Here is an 18,238-nt window from a genome sequence, read left to right as displayed (position 1 = left end):
TGCAGGGTCCGGCTTTCGCGTTCTCTGCTCTGTTACAGCTTGGTCATCGGGACGCCGCCGATGAGCATCATCTTCACGCGACCAGCCGAACCGAAGTCGACCAACACCATCGCCTTGACTCCGGCACCGGTCGATTCCAGCACCGTACCCAGGCCGTACTTGTCGTGGCTGACTCGATCCCCCACCGCGAGAACGAGATTGGAGTTGCGCCCCTTGGCGGCACCGAAACTCGGCGTCGAACTCTGGCCGCGATTCGAGGAGCCGTAGCTGCCGGAGCCGTAGCTGCCGGAGCCGTAGCTGTTCGAGCCGTAATTGTTCGAGCCGTATCCGCCACCCGATCCGTAGCTGCCGGATCTGCCCCCGCCGATGGCTCGGCCTCCCCCGGTGCCCGGATCCTCGCGTCGCCAGTCGATCAGGTGCTGCGGAACTTCTTGCAGGAAGCGCGATTCCGGGTTCGCGATCGGCTGCCCCCATGCCGAGCGCATGATCGCGCGCGTGAGGTAGAGCCGCTGCCGCGCACGGGTGATGCCCACGTACGCCAGGCGTCGCTCCTCGGACAGTTCGTTGGGGTCGCCGAGCGCCCGCATGTGCGGGAATTGGCCGTCCTCCCAACCCGTCACGAAGACGACCGGGAATTCCAGACCCTTGGCGGTGTGCAGCGTCATCAGGGTGACGACGCCGGTACCCGAATCGGGGATCTGATCGGTGTCGGCCACCAGAGAGACCCGCTCGAGGAACGCCGCGAGCGACCCCGGCTCGGCCAACCCGTCGACGCCACCGTCCGCGTCGCCGTTCTCGTCGTCCCCGGTTTCGAGAGCCTCTGCCGCCACTGCGGCCTGATTACGCGCTTCCGAGGTGAATTCCCGTGCGACGCTGACGAGTTCGTTGAGGTTGTCGAGGCGCGCGCCGTCCTGCGGATCACTGCTGGCTTCGAGTTCTGCGCGGTAGCCGGTGCGGTCGAGAACGGCTTCGACGACATCACCGATGTCTGCGATGTCGTTGCCGTCTCCGTCGGTGGCGGTGAGCACTGCACGTAGTTCGTCGAGCAACTCCATGAACTGCGCGATCAACTTCTGCTGCCGCGAGTTGAGCAACGCCACCTTGCCCGCAGCCGCGTCGTGCAATGCGCGTGAGAAGCTGATGTCTCGTTGCTCGGCGTGCACGGCGACACAGGCCTCGGCACGATCGCCGATCCCCCGGCGCGGAGTGTTGAGGATCCGTCGCATGCTGACGGTGTCGTCCTCGTTGGACAGCACCCGCAGGTACGCGACGAGGTCTCGTACCTCCTTGCGCTCGTAGAATCGGACTCCGCCGACGACCTTGTACGGCAGTCCGAGTCGGATGAAGATCTCTTCGAGCGCACGCGAGGAGTTGTTGGTTCGATAGAAGACGGCCACCTCGTCGAAGCGCACGTCTCCGCCGTCGACGAGCCGATCGATCTCGGAGGCCACGAACGACGCCTCGTCGTGCTCGTTGTCGGCGACGTAACCGACGATCAACTCGCCCTCGCCGGTGTCGGTCCACAGTTTCTTCTCACGCCGGCCGATGTTGCGCGAGATCACCGCGTTGGCGGCCGAGAGGATGTTCTGCGTCGATCGGTAGTTCTGCTCGAGCAGGATGGTGCGTGCGTCGGGATAGTCGCGCTCGAATTCCTCGATGTTGCGAATCGTGGCACCACGGAATGCGTAGATGGACTGATCCGCGTCGCCCACCACACACAGCTCGCCCGGCGCGACGGTGCCCTCGAGTGCACCGTCGGCGTCGGGGGTACCGACCAATTCGCGGACCAACATGTACTGGGCGTGGTTGGTGTCCTGGTACTCGTCGACCAGAACGTGCCGAAACCGGCGTCGATAGTACTGAGCCACCTGGGGGAACGCCTGCAGAATGCCCACCGTTTCGCCGATGAGGTCGTCGAAATCCATCGCGTTGGCCGCGCGCAGCCGCTGCTGATATATGCCGTAGACCTTGGCCACCAGCCGCGGGAGCTCGGCGGGATCGCCGTCGGCGTCCTCCGCTGCCTTGTCGGGGCCGATCAGCTCGTTCTTCAGGTTCGAGATGGCCGTCGAGAGCAGCCGCGCCGAGAACTTCTTGGTGTCGATCTGCAGATCCTTGGAGATCATCGTCAGCAGTCGCCGAGAGTCGTCCGCGTCGTAGATGGAGAAGTTCGAGTTCAGACCGGGCAGCAGCGCAGCCTGCGCGCGCAGGATCCGCACGCAACTCGAGTGGAAGGTCGACACCCACATGGCGTTCGCACGCGGTCCCACGAGTCCGGCGACTCGCTCGCGCATCTCGGCAGCGGCCTTGTTGGTGAACGTGATGGCCAGAACCTGGCCGGGTGACACTCCTCGCTCGGCCAGCAGATACGCGATACGACGCGTCAGCACCGCCGTCTTGCCCGACCCGGCTCCGGCCACGATGAGCAGCGGAGATCCGGTGTGCACGACGGCCTCACGCTGCTGGGGATTGAGACCTTCCAGCAGTGTGTCGGACGAGGTGTTCTGTCGGGATTGGAGGCCCTGGAGGAATGTGTTCATCGTGTGGTCAGGTTACCGGCGCGTACCGACAAACCCACATCGCGTGGTCGTCGGCCGAACCGACGACTTTTCAGGAGGGTTGACCCGTGGCACACTGGATCGGTGATCGAAAAAACCGTACGTCATCGCCTGCATCGGGTCGGCCACTGTTCGGCCACGCGTGCAGGAGCCTGTCGATAGACGCAACGCCCAGGTTCCGGACGGGACCGAACCGACCGGCGATGCAGTTCCGAATACGAAAGGCGTAACGGTGACGGACGACGCAACGATCCAAGATGTGACCCGAGGAGAGACGATGGCCATGACGACGAAGATCGACTCAGAGACCGCAGTGCCCACGAGCGAAGCCGAGATCAACGACCTGCGCCAGGAAATCGATCGCCTCGATGCCGAGATCCTGACGGCCATCAAGCGTCGCTCCGAGGTATCGCAGATCATCGGACGCACCCGCATGGCCTCCGGCGGACCGCGCCTGGTGCACAGCCGTGAGATGAAGGTTCTCGAGCGTTTCAGCAGCCTGGGCCAGGAAGGCCACACGCTGGCCATGCTCCTGCTCCGCCTCGGTCGCGGTCGCCTCGGCCACTGATCCGCCCTCGGTTGGGCGCGCGGTGCGCACGCCCAACCGTCAGTAGCTCACTTCAGAGCGATGTACTTGGTCTCGAGATACTCCTCGATTCCCTCGGATCCGCCCTCGCGGCCGAATCCGGATTCTTTGACTCCACCGAACGGCGCTGCCGCGTCCGAGATCACTCCGCGGTTGACGCCCACCATGCCACTGTCGATAGCGTCGGCCACCCGTAGCGCCCGATCGAGACTCTCGGTGTAGATGTACGACGCCAGGCCGTACTCGGTGGCGTTGGCGGCGTCGATACCTTCCTGCTCGGTGTCGAAGCCCACGATCGGAGCCACCGGCCCGAACACCTCTTCCTTCAGAATCCGTGCATCGGCAGGCACTTCGGTGAGCACGGTCGCCGGGTAGAAGTAGCCGTCCCCGCCCGGCGCGGTGCCCCCGAGAGCCACCGTCGCGCCCTTGGCCACCGCGTCGTCGACGAGTTCCTGCACGGTCTCGAGCTGATCGACATTGATCAGCGGTCCGAGCTTGGTATCGGGGTCGACGCCGGGTCCGAGCTTCATCTCGGCCATCTTTTCCACGAGTTTGGTGGTGAACTCCTCGCGCACGCTGTTGTGCACGTGCAACCGGTTCGCGGCGGTGCAGGCCTCGCCGCCGTTGCGCATCTTGGCGAGCATCGCTCCGTCCACCGCGTCGTCGATGTTCGCGTCGTCGAACACCACGAACGGGGCGTTGCCGCCCAATTCCATCGACGTGCGCAGCAACCGAGTCGCGGACTTCTGGACGAGAGACTTGCCGACGCCCGTCGAGCCGGTGAAGGTGAGCTTGCGCATCCGCGGATCCTCGATGAGGGGGCCGGTGACGTCACCGGACTTGGATGTCGTCAGCACCGACAGCACGCCTTCGGGCAAGCCGACCTCGTCGAAGATCTGCGCGAGCAGCAGCATCGTCAGCGGGGTCTCACGAGCTGGCTTGACGACAATGGTGCAGCCGGCGGCCAGAGCGGGCCCGATCTTTCTGGTACCCATCGCCAACGGGAAGTTCCACGGCGTGATCGCCAGGACGGGCCCCACCGGGGCCTTGGTGACGAGGATTCGACCGTTGCCCGCCGGGGCCGGGGTGTAGCGACCGCCGATGCGTACCGCTTCCTCGGCGAACCAGCGGAAGAACTCGGCACCGTATTTCACCTCGGCCTTGGACTCCGCGAGGGCCTTACCCATCTCCAGGGTCATCAGCAGCGCGATGTCGTCGGCGCGTTCGGTGACCTTCTCGAACGCCGCTCGGAGAATCTCACTGCGCTCGCGGGCGGGTGTTGCCGCCCAACCCTTCTGCGCCGCCGCGGCGGCGTCGAGCGCCTTCATCGCATCGGCGGGCGATGCGTCGGCCACCTCGGTCAGGGGCTTGCCGGTCGCCGGATCGTTCACCGGGAACGTCTTACCTCCCTCGGCGTCGACGGCCTTGCCGCCGATCCACAGTTTTGCCGGAATCGAATCGATCAATGCACGTTGGTCCATACCGTCCATGATGCCTCCGCAGCGCCCGATGCAAACGACAAACGACGCGCGCATGACTCGGCACCGGATTACTGTTGGTTCGTATGAGCGTCGATATCACCGGCACGGATGCCTGGCAGAAGCTGACCGATCACTACTCCACGATCGCCGATACTCATCTTCGGAACCTGTTCGCCGAGGACGCCGACCGAGCGCACACGTTCACGCTCGACGCCGCCGATCTGCATATCGACTACAGCAAGCACCGGATCACCCGCGAGACCATCGAACTGCTCGTCGAACTCGCGCGCACCGCCGACGTCGAGGGCAAGCGCGACGCCATGTTCGCCGGTGAGCACATCAACACCTCCGAAGACCGCGCCGTACTGCACACCGCGCTGCGCCTACCGGCCGACGCGTCGCTGACGGTCGACGGCCAGGACGTCGTCGCCGATGTGCACGAAGTCCTCACTGCGATGGGCGAATTCACCGACCGAGTGCGTTCGGGCGAATGGGTCGGTGCCACCGGCGAGAAGATCGCCACCGTCGTCAACATCGGCATCGGCGGTAGCGACCTCGGACCGGTCATGGTCTACAACGCGCTCCGTCATTACGCCGACGCGGGGATTTCCGCGAAGTTCGTTTCCAACGTCGACCCCGCCGATCTCGTCGGTGCGCTCGACGGGCTCGACCCAGCGTCGACGCTGTTCATCATCGCGTCCAAGACGTTCTCCACCCTGGAGACACTGACGAACGCCACCGCGGCCAGGCGCTGGCTCGTCGACGCGCTCGGTGAAGACGCCGTCGCCAAGCACTTCGTCGCCGTCTCCACCAACGCCGAACGGGTCGCGGACTTCGGGATCGACACCGCCAACATGTTCGGCTTCTGGGACTGGGTGGGCGGACGCTACTCCGTCGATTCGGCAATCGGGTTGTCGGTCATGGCCGTTGTGGGCAAGGAAGCGTTCGGCGAGTTCCTCGACGGCTTTCATCGCATCGACGAGCATTTCCGGTTGACGCCGCTCGCCGAGAACGCGCCGGTACTGCTCGGCCTCGTCGGCCTGTGGTACAGCTCCTTCTTCGGCGCGGAAACCCGTGCGGTGCTTCCGTATTCGGATGACCTCTCCCGTTTCGCGGCGTACCTGCAGCAGCTGACGATGGAGTCCAACGGCAAGTCCGTCACGGCCGACGGCTCCCCCGTCACGACGCCGACCGGCGAGATCTTCTGGGGCGAACCGGGCACCAACGGCCAGCACGCTTTCTACCAATTGCTGCATCAGGGAACACGTTTGGTGCCTGCGGACTTCATCGGATTCGCCGAGCCCACCGACGATCTGCCGACCCGCGACGGCAGCGGATCGATGCACGATCTGCTGATGAGCAACTTCTTCGCCCAGACCAAGGTGCTCGCCTTCGGCAAGACCGCCGAGGAGATCGCCGCGGAGGACACTCCCGCAGATGTTGTGCCGCACAAGGTGATGCCCGGCAATCGGCCCACCACCTCCATCCTCGCCCCCAAACTCACGCCGTCGGTCGTCGGTCAGTTGATCGCCCTGTACGAGCACCAGGTCTTCGTCGAAGGCGTCATCTGGGGCGTGGACTCCTACGATCAGTGGGGCGTCGAACTCGGCAAGACCCAAGCCCTCGAACTGACGCCGGTTCTCACCGACGCCGAAGCGCCTGCTGCACAATCGGATTCATCCACCGATGCCCTGGTGCGCTGGTACCGGGCGCAGCGGGGTCGTTCGGCCTGAGTTGCGGCGGCGGATCAGCTCCCCAGTTTCGGATTTCAGACTCCGATCGGCGTCGGATATCCAAAACTGGGGAGCTTTTCCGTTGCTGATGGATCCGTTTCGGTACCCGGCGCGTCCAAGCAGTCATGGACTTACCCCAGACGGATCTGTTCACCCGAGCCGATGCGCTCGCATTCGGATTGACCGACGACGACCTGCGACGACACCGCCGCACCGGGGAACTGTCGGTCCTGCGGCCGGGGTTCTACGTGTCGACAGCATCGATCGAGTCGGCGAGTCCTACCCAACGACATTCCTTACTCGCGCGGTCCTATCTGATGTCGGCTCCCCCGGACCACGTGCTCAGCCATGTCTCGGCCGCGATCGCCTGGGACTTCGACATCTGGCAGCTACCGCTGGACAAGGTGCACATGACACACGGTCTCGACTACGCCAGCAAGCGTCGGCCGCTACGAATCCTTCACGGCACCGCACTCGAGCCCTCCGAGCGGGCGACGATCAACGGCTATCCGGTCACCTCGGCAGCCCGCACCGTCGTCGACATCGCACGCACCACGACCGTCGAGCGGTCGGTGTGTGTCGGCGACAGCGCACTCAGGTCGGGTCACACCGACACCGACGCTCTGTCTGCTGCAGTGGAGACGGCGCGGTTCCGCACGGTTATCTCCGCCGCCCGGCGAGCGGTGTCGCTGATGACCGGGCGCAGTGAGAGTGTCGGCGAATCTCGAAGTCGGGTGCTGTTCGAGACGCTCCCCCTGCCGACTCCGTTGCTCAATCAATGGGTGTACGACGGTGCGGGCCGCTTCGTCGGACGTGTCGACTTTCTGTTCTGGGAGTTCGAAGTGATCGGAGAGTTCGACGGCGAGTCGAAGTACGACTCCAAGCGGGTACTGCTCGACGAAAAGTATCGCGAGGACCGACTACGCCAGTTGGGCTGGGTGATCGTCCGGTGGAATTGGCGGGACCTCGACGATCCGCAAGCGCTACTTCGCCGCTTCGAGCAAGCCTTCGCCCGCGCAGCAGGCCTTCCCACACCGGCCGGGTGGTTCGGAGACCAGCGCCTTTCAACGGATCAGCTCCCCAGTTTCGGATAACCGACTCCGATCGGCGTCACAAATCCAAATGTGGGGAGCCGATCCCCCTCAGACTCGAGCCGAGAAGTCACACCCGCGCCAACACCGCCTCCGTATCGACGCCGACGGGCAGGGTGCCGAAAGCAATGCCCCAGTCACGGTCGAGTCGAGTGGCGCAGAAGGCATCGGCCACAGCGGAATCGCCGTGCATCACCAGCTGCGCGCCTTGGAAGGTCAGAGCCATCAGTTCGACGACTCGCCTGGCCCGGTATTCCATGTCGGAGGTGTCGGAGAGTTCCTTGCCGACGCGGGCGATGGCGTCGTCCAGGCGAGAATCCACGCCCGACGCCTGGCCGATCTCACCGAAGAAGGCCTCGACACTGTCGGGCTGACGCGCCAGTGCGCGTAGGGAATCGAGTGCGGCGACGTTGCCGGAGCCTTCCCAGATCGACATCAGCGGCGATTCACGGAATAACCGAGGCATCCCGGATTCCTCGACATAGCCGTTACCGCCCAGGCATTCGAGGGCCTCGGCTGCATGTGCCGGTGCCCGCTTGCATACCCAGTACTTGGTGACGGCCAACGCGATTCGGCGCAGTGCACTTTCCTGCTCGTCGCCGCGGGCCGAGCCGTCGGTGGCCTGCGCCAGGCGGATCATGGCAGCGGTGGCGGCCTCGGATTCGATGGTCAAGTCTGCCAGCACGTTTCGCATCAGGGGCTGGTCCACAAGGGCAGCCCCGAACGCAGCTCGATGACGCGCGTGATGGACTGCGCGCACTGTGGCGTTGCGGATTCCGGCAGCCGACCCGATGACGCAGTCCAACCGGGTCATGTTGACCATTTCGATGATGGTGCGCACGCCGCGCCCCTCTTCGCCGACGAGCCAGCCGGTCGCCCCGTGGTATTCGAGCTCACCGGATGCGTTCGACTTGTTACCGAGCTTGTCCTTCAAGCGCTGCAGCATCATTCGGTTGCGGGTACCGTCGGGCAGCACGCGCGGCAGCATGAAACACGACAGCCCGCCGGGTGCTTGCGCCAGGGTGAGAAATATGTCCGACATCGGCGCGGACGTGAACCACTTGTGGCCGGTGATCGAGTACGTTCCGTCCGACGACGGAGTGGCCGTGGTGGTGTTGGCGCGGACATCGGATCCGCCCTGCTTCTCGGTCATCGACATTCCGGCGATCAGTCCGCGCTTCTCGGACGGAACACGCAGCCCGAAGTCGTATTCTCGCGAGGCCAGCAGCGGCTCGTACTGCGCGGCCAGAGAAGGATTGTGCCGCAACGCCGGAACGGCGGCATAGGTCATCGAGATGGGGCACATGTGCCCGGCCTCCGCCTGCCCCCAGACGTAGAACTTCGCGGCGCGGGCAACGTGAGCACCGACGCGATCGTCGGCCCACGGACTGGCGTGCAGCCCGTGCTCGACGGCAACGGTCATCAGATCGTGCCAGTGCGGGTGGAATTCGACTTCGTCGATCCGATTGCCGTATCGATCGTGAGTCTTCAGCACCGGCGGGTTCTCGTTGGCGATCCGGCCCCAGTCCTGTGCCGCCACTCCACCGGCGAGGACTCCCAGTTGCCGAATCTCGTCGAGCGCCCAGCCGCCACCGGTACGCGCGACGCCGTCGAGCAACGACGGGTCCGCGGACGTGTCGAACGGACTCAGGTCGACTGCCTGGTTGAATACCTCATGCGTGTCCATCTCGAACTCCTAACGTGCGCAACGACAATGCGACCAGACCCGGTATCACGTCCACCGAGTTCTGCGATGACAACGGACCTACCAGCACTTCGCCGACGGCACCGACCAGCCCTGCTGCCGAGATGCGGACGTCCTGCTCGGGGATCTCTCCCGCTGCTATGCCGGCCACGATGGCGTCGGCGAAGGCATCGGTGAATTTCTGCCGGAACACCAACCGCTCGGCGTCGACGGCCGGGTCCACCGGTTCGGCCAACAACGCGTACGCCATCGTTCGGTTCTTCAAGGCCCGCCCGGCGAAGGTCTGCACCACTGCCGTGACCCGCTCGGCGGTGCTGCCGTGCCCGGAAACGGCCACCACTGCAGCGACCTCGCGGCTGCAGACCTCGCGAAAGATAGCGACGACCAGATCCGACTTGCCCTCGAAGTGCGTGTAGACGCTGCCTGCGGACACCCCTGCTGCCGCGGCGACCGACGCGATCGACAGACCTGCGTAGCCCTGTGTGGAGAGCACCTCGATGGCAGCGTCGAACAGCTTTTCACGACCGGCGTCGAGTCTGGCCTGCACCGCGGGCGTCCGTCGATAGGGCATGCAAGGATTGAAGCACTGATTCACTGCTTCACGCAAGAGAACTCGAGTAGGGTTCACAGACATGTCGGTACGGATCGAACGATCAGGCCCCGTCACCACAATCGTCCTGTCGCGCCCTGAGGTGCGGAACGCTGTCGACGGCCCGACCGCCCAGGAGCTGATCCAGGCGTTCGAGGAGTTCGACGCCGACGAGTCCGCCTCGGTGGCCGTGCTGTGGGGCGAAGGCGGCACGTTCTGCTCGGGAGCCGATCTCGAGGCACTCGGGACATCACGCTCCAACCACGCCACCGAACACGGCGACGGCCCGATGGGTCCGACGCGAATGCGGTTGTCCAAGCCCGTCATCGCGGCTGTCTCCGGGTACGCCGTCGCGGGCGGACTCGAACTCGCACTGTGGTGCGACCTTCGCATCGCCGAGGACGACGCGACGTTCGGCGTGTTCTGCCGACGCTGGGGTGTTCCCTTGATCGATGGCGGCACAGTGCGTTTGCCGCGCATCGTCGGAACCGGCCGGGCGATGGACATGGTCCTCACCGGTCGTGCAGTCGATGCGCAGGAAGCTCTGAACATCGGACTGATCACCCGAGTCGTTCCGGTGGGGCGAGCTCGTTCGGAGGCGGAGGCCTTGGCTGCCGAACTCGCCCTGCTACCCCAGACCTGCATGCGCGAGGATCGCCTGTCCGTCCTCGAACAGGACGGCCTCGACGAGGAGTCAGCGCTCAAGAACGAGTTTCGGCACGGAGCCATCTCGATCACCGCCGACGCACTCACCGGCGCGAGCAAGTTCGTCTCGGGCGCGGGACGCCACGGCACCCCGAGTCCGTGAAGTCCACGCGTCTGTCGGTGATCGACGAGATATTTCTCCGGACCCACCGCGGCTACGGAATTCCCATTGCACTGCAGGGTATCTGGCGCACGACCGAGACGGTGAGCAGGGAAGAACTCGACAGGATCCACGACGAACTGGCCGTCGGGCAGCTCGGTCGTCGAGTCGGCAAGCCCCGCATCCCCGGGGCGCGACTTCGATGGGACATCTCATCCGAATCGCTTCCCCTCGAGTACGGCACCGACGCGGTCGACGACATCATCGGCTGGGCCGACGCGCAGGCAGACGTTCGACTCGATCCGCAGTACGGGCCCGGCTGGCGGTTGACGGCCGCGCCCGTTGCACACGGCGGAACCGTGCTGTCCCTGGTGTGTTCGCACGCGCTGGCCGATGCCCGTGAGCTCATCGACGCTGCGGCACAGGGATTCTCAGGATCGACACCGGTGCATGTGCTGCACCCGGGCTCGGACGTGAAGGATGCGCTCGCGATGATCGTCACCGTTCTCCTACGCTCCATCGCGGCGACGGCAAGATTGTGGGTCAGCAAGAAAGCCAGAGCCGAATTGCGAGCGTTCACCACCGCCGACAGCGGCGGTATCGCACCGCACCACGCGAACAGAATGACGTCGGTGATCGTGGATGTCGATGCTGCGGAGTGGGATTCGGCTGCCCGACGCGTCGGCGGATCGGCCAATTCGCTGTTCGTCTCCGTCGTCGCCGCCACGATGAACGAACTCGGTTCTCCCGCAGTGACCGTCGACATTCCTTTCCGCACCGGGTCCGGTGATGCCAATGCGATCGGCATGGCCACCGTCGCCGTGCGCGGAGACGACTCACCCGCGGCCATCCGGGCAGCGTGCAAGGCAGCGTTCGGCAAGCCCGTCGGAGCTCCGGCAGGCTATCCACCCGAGATCGTCCAGCTGCTCCCCCACCGTGTCGCCGCGAAGCTGACGTCGACCCCGGGGCGCGGAGGAGTGTTGTGCTCCAACATCGGCGACATTCCCGACGGCATCGCCGCGCTCGGCTCCCATCGATCGTGCGGACTCGCGACCCGGGCGATCCATCCGAACCCGTCGGGCGCACTGTCGACGATCCGAATGTCCACCTATCTCTCCCGACTGAACGGCAACTACACGCTCTCGCTGGTGTGCACCGACGACGCCCTCGCTGGATCGCCGGCCGAGCTCACCGCGGCCGTGCACCGAGCCCTGGCGACGCGGAACCTGGCCGCCAAACCCTGGTAGGTCTAGCGTTGTCGCCATGAACGAGCACGATATCCACACCAAGATCCAGCAGCTCATCGCCACCGAGCACAAGCTCCGCACCGAAGCCCAATCCGGGGACGTCGACCCGGACACCGAGAAGGCACAACTGGCCTCCCTCGAGCACGCCCTGGACCAGTGCTGGGACCTGCTCCGTCAGCGTAGGGCGCGTATCGATGCAGGCAAGAACCCAGACGCGGCAACCGCCAACAGCGTCGACCGGGTCGAGGGATACCTGCAGTAGCCCGGCCCGGAACCTAGACCATTCGATCCGTCAGCACATTCGGCAGGAACCGCAGCGCCGCGTCGATGCCCCGCCACTTGAGTCCCGGTAGCGCGGCGCGGCGGGTTTCGCTCTCGATCGCGTCGACCATCGCCGATACTCCCTCGTCCAGAGTGGCTGTGAGAGCGGCACTGTCACCCGCGTTGGCCGACATGTCGGTGGCGATGAAGCCGGGCAGCAGTGTGGTGACGGCGATGGCGGTTCGCGACAGTTCCGTCGCCAACGATTCACCCAGCGAGGCCACTGCGGCTTTGCTCGCCGAGTAGGTCGCCTTGGCCCCCGGCAGTCCCCGATCGGCGCTGACGGACGAGACGAACACCAGGTGCCCGTGTTTCTGTGCTCGGAAGATCGACAGGGCCGCCTCGGCCTGCGACAGCGCCCCGATGAAGTTCGTGTGGGCGGTCTGCAGGTTGGCCTCGGCTCGCCCGGTCCCGATCTTCGCACCCTTGCCGAGCCCGGCATTGACGATCACTCGATCGAGTCCACCCAATTCGTCTCGCAATTTTCCGAACACCTCACCGACCGCATCGTGATCGGTGACGTCGAGCGCCCGGACCGCCACGGTGATGTTCGGGTTGTGGTGCATCAACTCGGCGCGAAGGTCGTCCAACCGCTCGACCCGACGCGCACAGAGCGCCAGATCCCGGCCCATGCCTGCGAACCGTCGCGCCATTTCCTCACCCAGCCCCGAGCTCGCTCCGGTGATCAGAATCTTGTTCCGAGTGGTCGCCATAAGCGGCGAGCCTATGTCACTGTGGAGCAATGGCCTCAGAAAGCTCGGAATTCGATGTCATCGTCATCGGCGGTGGACCGGTCGGCGAGAATGCCGCCCAGTACGCCATCGCAGGCAGCGACCGCACCGCAGTGATCGTCGAGCACGAACTTCTCGGTGGTGAGTGCTCCTATTGGGCATGCATGCCGAGCAAGGCACTGCTGCGCCCCAGCGAGGTTCTCGACACCGCGCGAAATATGCCGGGCGTCAAGGAACTGGTGGGCGATCAACCCCTCGACGCCGACGCCGTCCTGGCCCGACGCGAATCCTTCACCCACGGTCTCGACGACTCCTCGCAGGTGGCGTGGGCCGAGTCGGCCGGCATCTCGGTGATCCGTGGCCACGGTCGCCTCACCGGGGAGAGAACCGTCGAGGTCGACGGCCGCACGCTCACAGCCCGTCACGCAGTCGTCCTCGCCACCGGAACCACCGCATCCGTACCGAACACACCCGGCCTGCGCGATGCCCTGCCGTGGATCTCCCGCGATGCCACCAACATTCACGAGACCCCCGGTCACATCGCGGTCATCGGCGGTGGCGTCGTCGCGACGGAGGCGGCAACCTGGTTGCTCTCGCTCGGCGCGAAAGTGACGATGATCGTGCGCGGATCGTCGCTGCTGGCCGGTTCCGAACCGTTCGCAGGCGAACTCGTCGCCGAGGCTCTGAAGGGGCGAGGCGCGAAGATCATGCTCGACGCCTCCCTCGAGTCGGTGTCACGAGAGAACCCGGTCGACACCGGAATCGGCCGAATCCACGGGGGCACTATCCGTCTCGTCGTCGACGGCAGCGAGATCGTCGCCGATGAAGTGCTCGTTGCTGCGGGACGTACTCCGGCGAGTTCCGACCTCGGATTGTCGAGCCTCGGACTCGAGGACGGGCGCTACATCGACGTGGACGACCATCTGACCGTTCCCGGCCACGACTGGCTCTACGCGGTGGGTGATGTCAACGGCCGAGCTCCGTTGACGCACATGGGCAAGTATCAGGGCCGGGTGGCCGGGGACGTCATTGCCGCCAAGGCCGACGGCAAGCCGCTGAACAGCAAGCGATTCCGCGCATCAGCGGATCACGGCCAGATCCCCCAGGTGGTGTTCACGCCGGTCGAGGTGGCATCCGTCGGACTGACAGAGGCCAAGGCCCGAGAGGAAGGCATCGACGTCGAGATCGTGGCCCAGGACATCGCCGTCGCGGGTTCGTCTCTGCAGCAAGACGATTACTCGGGGCGAGCGCAGCTGGTGATCGACCGCGCCACCGACACGATCGTGGGCGCGACCTTCGTCGGACCGGGTGTGGCGGAGCTGGTGCATGCCGCCACTGTGGCTGTGGTCGGCAAGGTGTCGCTCGACGACCTGTGGCATGCGGTGCCGTCGTACCCGACGGTCAGCGAGATCTGGCTGCGGCTGCTCGAATCTCGTCGCTGAGTACGCGCTCGGCCACACTTGCCTCACGGATCGCGTGGCCGAGTAGATTGGACGGGTGACCACCGAGAGCGCGTCGAAGCAGCAACCGCTTCTGGTGCTGGGCAAGATCACCGAGATTCTCGACGCCTTCTCGTTCGACCGTCCGTCCATGACCCTCGGTGAGATCCAACAGACCACCGGCCTGCCGACCTCGACGGTGCAGCGCCTCGTGACCAATCTTGTGCAGCAGGGATTTCTGGATCGGAGCGGCGACCGCATTCGCATCGGGGTGCGCATGGCCTACTGGGCCGCGACGGCCACCAAGGACCTCGACGTGCTGTCGATCGTCAACCCCGTGCTCAAGGACATGCGAGACCTGACGACCGAGACCGCATGCTTCTTTCGGCCCGAACAGAACTACCGCGTGTGCGTCGCAATCGCCGAGACGCGGCATGCCCTGCGCCGAGACATGTACGTCGGCAAGGTCATCCCGCTCAGCGCGGGATCGGCCAGCCGCGTCCTGTTGGCCTGGGACGACGAGCTCGCCGAGCGCGTCCTGTCTCGCGAACTCGAATCGATGACCGAGCAGACGGTGACCGAAGCCGAGACGATGCGGACCCTGTTGGCGCAGACCAGGTCCGACGGCTACGCGATCACCACCGGCGAGCGCGAGACCGGCGCGTCGGGACTGTCAGCGCCGGTGTTCGACTCGGCCGCGGACATCGTCGGTGCCGTCACCATCAGCGGACCGACGCTGAGGATGCCGCAGTCGCAGTGCGAGGACTGGGTGGATCTGTTGATCTCCCATGCCGAGCGGATCACGAGGACCCTCGGCGGCCGCTACCCCGCGTGAGACCAGGCGTCGGGATTGACCGGATGCGGTGGCATCGAACCACCGAACATCGCGGCAGCATTGGTTGCACACAGCCGCGCCATCTCCGACCGCACCGATACCGTCGCACTCCCCACGTGCGGGAGCAACACCGTGTTGGGCAGATCCGCGAGACCGGGTTCGAGGGCCGGCTCGCGTTCGTAGACGTCCAAACCTGCTGCAGCAACGGTGCCCTCGCGCAGCGCGGTCACCAGAGCGGCCTCGTCGATCACCCGTCCGCGCGCGGTGTTGATCACGATCGCCGACGGCTTCATTGCTCCGAGTACGGCTGCGTCCACCAGATGGTGAGTGGAATCCGACAACGGAACATGCAGGGACAGAAAGTCGCTGGTCGTGACGATCTCGTCCCACGACGCATGCTCGACGCGACCCGTGAACTCACCGAGCTCGTTCTCGGAGACCTCTCGGTCGCCGGGCGGACGGGGGCAGAACTTGACCGTCATGCCGAAGCCCAGTGCTCGGCGCGCGGTGGCGCGGGCAATGCGGCCGAACCCGGCCAGCCCCAGCACCCGGCCCGAGACATCGCTGCCGAGAAGCAGTTCCGGCTCCCAGCCGGTGAACGAGCCGGAACGGACGAATGCATCGGCCTCGACGGCCCGGCGGGCCGTGGACAGGATGAGCAGCATCGCGATGTCCGCGGTCGAATCCGTCAGCACCCCAGGGGTGTTGGCAACCGTGATGCCGTTGGCGGTTGCGGCTGCGATGTCGATGTTGTCGAATCCGACGGCGTAGTTGGAGATCCCGGTGATCGACGCCGAGGCCAGTAACTCCGCGTCGAACCGATCTCGCAGCTGGGAGACGACCACGGAGTAGTCCCCGGAGGCGCAGGCGTCGAGCAACTGCTCGTGATCGACCTCCCGCAGGTCCACGTCCCCGGCGGCACGCAGAATGTCCATGCCCGGAGCCGGGATCTCGGTAGTGACGAGGATGCGGCTCATAGGACCCACTCGAAGGCGCGCGCTTCGGACCTGGCACCCTGAACGGTTTTCGATCGCATGGGCTCGCCCAGTTCGGTGAGCAACTCCTCGGACAGAGTCACCATGGCGGCCAGGGTTTTCGGCTCGAACCAGTCCGGACGCGTCGCGAAGAGGATGTCCTCGGAGGAGGTGTTGCCGCTGGCGCCCGGGGCGAAGGGACACCCGCCGAGCCCGCCGAGGGAACCGTCGACCATCGTGGCTCCGGCCGAGATCGCGGCGAGTGTGTTCGCGACGCCCAGGCCCCAGGTGTCGTGTCCGTGGAAGACCACTCTGCGATCGGGAGTTTCGGCGCGCACACGCTCGATCAGCGACTGCACCTGCACCGGTACCGCCTGCCCCAGGGTGTCGCAGATGACGATATCGGTTGCGCCGGTGGCACGTTGGTCGTTGGCGATCTCGATGACGCGATCCGGCGACACCTGTCCCTCGAACGGGCAGGTGAAGGAGGTCGCGATGCACAGCTCGATCTCACCGTCCACCGATCGAGTGATGTCCACGGCATCTGGCATCGCGGCCAGGGACACCTCGGTGGTCCGACCGATGTTGGCCTGATTGTGCGAGTCCGACGCGGAGAAGCAGTACTGAAAGTTGCGAGCCCCAGCGGCCGCGGCCTTCTCGACATGCCGCGGAGTGGCAACCCACACCCAGCATCGGGCGAGTTCCTCGGCGGTGAGCTCACCGATGACCTCGAGAGTGTTGGCCATCGGGGGCACCTTGTCGCCCCGCGCCATCGACCCGATCTCGAGCGACGGTACGCCGAGTTCGATGAGGGTCCTGATGATCTCGAGCTTGCGATCGGTGGGGAGCATCTTGCCGGTCAGCTGCAGACCGTCGCGCATCGTGACGTCGCGCAGCTCTGCGGCGGGAGCGAAGCGGTACATTTACAGGCCCATCTCTTCGTCGGTGCGGCCGAGCAGGGTCGAGAGTACTTCCCTGGTGTGTTCGCCCAGATCCGGTCCGACGGAACGAATCGGCAGGGACGCGTCGCCGATCACCGGGACGACGCCGACGAATCCGACGTCGGTGGGCTTGTCGCCTCCGGTGTCGACCGAGAAGTGCTGAATCATGTTGCGGGCGGCGTACTGCTCGTCGGCGACGATGTCCGCGGCGGTGTAGATCGGGCCCGACGGCACTCCGGCGTCGTCGAGAATCTTCAAAGCCTGCTCGCGCGAATGCAATCCGGTCCAGGCCGAGATGGCGGCATCCAGCTCGTCGCGTCGACGCCACCGACCGGCGTTGGACGCCAGGTCCGGATCGGCTCCGAGGTCGGGGCGATCGATGGTCTCCATGTAGCGCTGGAAGATCGCGTCACCGTTGCCGGCGATGATGATCGAGTGACCGTCGTTGCACGGGTACGCGTTCGACGGGGCGATGCCCTCCATGCGGCCGCCCGTGCGCTCACGTTCGACACCGTAGGCGAGGTAATCCGGAATCAGCGATTCCATCATCGACAGGATCGATTCGTTCAGCGCCACATCGATGGAACGCTGCGCCAACGTCAGCGGCGACTGCTCGTCGGGTGCCTGCGCCGCGCGCTGTGTCTGCCGCTGGAACAGTGCCATGACGCAACCGAACGCGGCGTACAGTCCGGCGATCGAGTCGCCGATCGAGACTCCCACTCGGACCGGTGGCCGGTCCGGATCACCCACGAGATTGCGAAAACCGCCGTATGCCTCTGCGACAGCGGCGAATCCGGGTCGCTGCGACATCGGGCCGGTCTGACCGAAAGCCGAGATGCGCGTGATGATCAATTCAGGGTTGGCGGCAGAGAGCACCTCCGGCGAGATACCCCATTTCTCCAGAGTGCCGGGCCGGAAGTTCTCGAGCACGATGTCGCACTTGGCAGCGAGGTCGACGACGTCCTTGCGTCCCTGTTCGGTACGCAGGTCCAGCACGATCGACTTCTTGTTTCGATTGATCGTGCGATACAGCATCGATGTGGTGCCCGAGTACAGCCGCCAGTTACGCAGTTCGTCTCCGGTTCCCGGCCGTTCTACCTTGATCACCTCGGCACCGAAATCGGCAAGCATGCGCGCCGCGGTAGGGGCGGCGATGTAGTTGCCGAGCTCGAGAACTCGAACTCCGCTGAGCGGCAATGCCATCG

Annotated in this window: 16 protein-coding genes; 8 read left to right on the top strand and 8 right to left on the bottom strand. The window is 65.3% G+C overall.

Translation table 11 applies throughout. The annotated features are described in order from the left end of the window. Positions 1 to 32: 32 nt before the first annotated feature. Positions 33 to 2,537 (bottom strand): UvrD-helicase domain-containing protein, encoded by a 2,505-nt coding sequence (locus CH283_RS24625; protein WP_094639525.1) that lies wholly within the window; start codon positions 2,535 to 2,537, stop codon positions 33 to 35. A 295-nt stretch (positions 2,538 to 2,832) separates the two neighbouring features. Here CH283_RS24625 and CH283_RS24620 point away from each other — a divergent pair, with 295 nt between their 5' ends. Next, positions 2,833 to 3,123, top strand: a complete 291-nt coding sequence (locus CH283_RS24620; RefSeq protein WP_068050144.1) for a chorismate mutase — start codon at positions 2,833 to 2,835, stop codon at positions 3,121 to 3,123. Between the two features lie 47 nt (positions 3,124 to 3,170). Here the strand turns inward: CH283_RS24620 and CH283_RS24615 are convergent, their stop codons facing one another. After that, positions 3,171 to 4,622 (bottom strand): NAD-dependent succinate-semialdehyde dehydrogenase, encoded by a 1,452-nt coding sequence (locus CH283_RS24615; RefSeq protein WP_094639805.1) that lies wholly within the window; start codon positions 4,620 to 4,622, stop codon positions 3,171 to 3,173. A gap of 83 nt (positions 4,623 to 4,705) precedes the next feature. On the opposite strand from CH283_RS24615, the gene pgi reads away from it, so the two are divergent. Together pgi and CH283_RS24605 are read left to right on the top strand one after the other, a co-directional pair. Then, positions 4,706 to 6,355, top strand: a complete 1,650-nt coding sequence (pgi, locus tag CH283_RS24610) for a glucose-6-phosphate isomerase (RefSeq protein WP_094639524.1) — start codon at positions 4,706 to 4,708, stop codon at positions 6,353 to 6,355. Between the two features lie 125 nt (positions 6,356 to 6,480). Then, positions 6,481 to 7,449 (top strand): type IV toxin-antitoxin system AbiEi family antitoxin domain-containing protein, encoded by a 969-nt coding sequence (locus CH283_RS24605; protein ID WP_094639523.1) that lies wholly within the window; start codon positions 6,481 to 6,483, stop codon positions 7,447 to 7,449. 67 nt (positions 7,450 to 7,516) lie between these two features. Here the strand turns inward: CH283_RS24605 and CH283_RS24600 are convergent, their stop codons facing one another. Next, positions 7,517 to 9,133, bottom strand: a complete 1,617-nt coding sequence (locus tag CH283_RS24600) for an acyl-CoA dehydrogenase family protein (RefSeq protein WP_094639522.1) — start codon at positions 9,131 to 9,133, stop codon at positions 7,517 to 7,519. Further along, entirely contained in the window at positions 9,120 to 9,722 is a 603-nt protein-coding gene (locus CH283_RS24595; protein ID WP_094639804.1) for a TetR/AcrR family transcriptional regulator, read from the bottom strand. Before CH283_RS24595 ends, CH283_RS24600 begins: the two co-directional genes overlap by 14 nt. A 61-nt stretch (positions 9,723 to 9,783) precedes the next feature. Between CH283_RS24595 and CH283_RS24590 the strand changes: the two genes are divergently transcribed. The 3 genes from CH283_RS24590 to CH283_RS24580 are packed head-to-tail and all read left to right on the top strand — an operon-like array spanning position 9,784 to position 12,054. Next, positions 9,784 to 10,548, top strand: coding sequence for a crotonase/enoyl-CoA hydratase family protein (locus CH283_RS24590; RefSeq protein ID WP_068050127.1), 765 nt, complete (start codon positions 9,784 to 9,786; stop codon positions 10,546 to 10,548). Continuing rightward, a complete protein-coding gene (locus tag CH283_RS24585; protein ID WP_094639521.1) occupies positions 10,545 to 11,792 on the top strand; it encodes a hypothetical protein in 1,248 nt (415 codons plus the stop codon). Before CH283_RS24590 ends, CH283_RS24585 begins: the two co-directional genes overlap by 4 nt. Positions 11,793 to 11,808: 16 nt before the next feature. Beyond that, entirely contained in the window at positions 11,809 to 12,054 is a 246-nt protein-coding gene (locus CH283_RS24580) for a DUF2630 family protein (protein WP_068050123.1), read from the top strand. 13 nt (positions 12,055 to 12,067) lie between these two features. On the opposite strand, the gene CH283_RS24575 is transcribed toward CH283_RS24580, so the two are convergent. Further along, positions 12,068 to 12,826: an SDR family oxidoreductase gene (locus tag CH283_RS24575; RefSeq protein ID WP_094639520.1), complete on the bottom strand. Its 759-nt coding sequence runs from the start codon at positions 12,824 to 12,826 to the stop codon at positions 12,068 to 12,070. A 29-nt stretch (positions 12,827 to 12,855) separates the two neighbouring features. Here CH283_RS24575 and CH283_RS24570 point away from each other — a divergent pair, with 29 nt between their 5' ends. Then, positions 12,856 to 14,286: a dihydrolipoyl dehydrogenase family protein gene (locus CH283_RS24570; protein WP_094639519.1), complete on the top strand. Its 1,431-nt coding sequence runs from the start codon at positions 12,856 to 12,858 to the stop codon at positions 14,284 to 14,286. A gap of 55 nt (positions 14,287 to 14,341) precedes the next feature. Beyond that, entirely contained in the window at positions 14,342 to 15,118 is a 777-nt protein-coding gene (locus tag CH283_RS24565; protein ID WP_094639518.1) for an IclR family transcriptional regulator, read from the top strand. Here CH283_RS24565 and CH283_RS24560 read toward each other — a convergent pair. From CH283_RS24560 to CH283_RS24550, 3 genes are read right to left on the bottom strand one after another with little or no spacing between them, the layout of a single operon-like run. After that, positions 15,106 to 16,095: a 2-hydroxyacid dehydrogenase gene (locus tag CH283_RS24560; protein ID WP_094639517.1), complete on the bottom strand. Its 990-nt coding sequence runs from the start codon at positions 16,093 to 16,095 to the stop codon at positions 15,106 to 15,108. The genes CH283_RS24565 and CH283_RS24560 overlap by 13 nt on opposite strands. Beyond that, a complete protein-coding gene (locus tag CH283_RS24555) occupies positions 16,092 to 17,015 on the bottom strand; it encodes a hydroxymethylglutaryl-CoA lyase (protein ID WP_094639516.1) in 924 nt (307 codons plus the stop codon). The genes CH283_RS24560 and CH283_RS24555 overlap by 4 nt, the downstream gene beginning before the upstream one ends. Next, complete coding sequence (locus CH283_RS24550) at positions 17,016 to 18,236, bottom strand: CaiB/BaiF CoA transferase family protein (protein WP_068050101.1); 1,221 nt, start codon at positions 18,234 to 18,236, stop codon at positions 17,016 to 17,018. It abuts the gene before it with no gap. Between the last annotated feature and the right edge of the window lie 2 nt (positions 18,237 to 18,238).

The organism is Rhodococcus sp. 05-2254-2, assembly GCF_002259095.1.
Lineage (GTDB): Bacteria > Actinomycetota > Actinomycetes > Mycobacteriales > Mycobacteriaceae > Rhodococcoides.
Note: the sequence above shows the minus strand (reverse complement) of the source record. Positions and strands in the feature narration are given on the sequence as shown.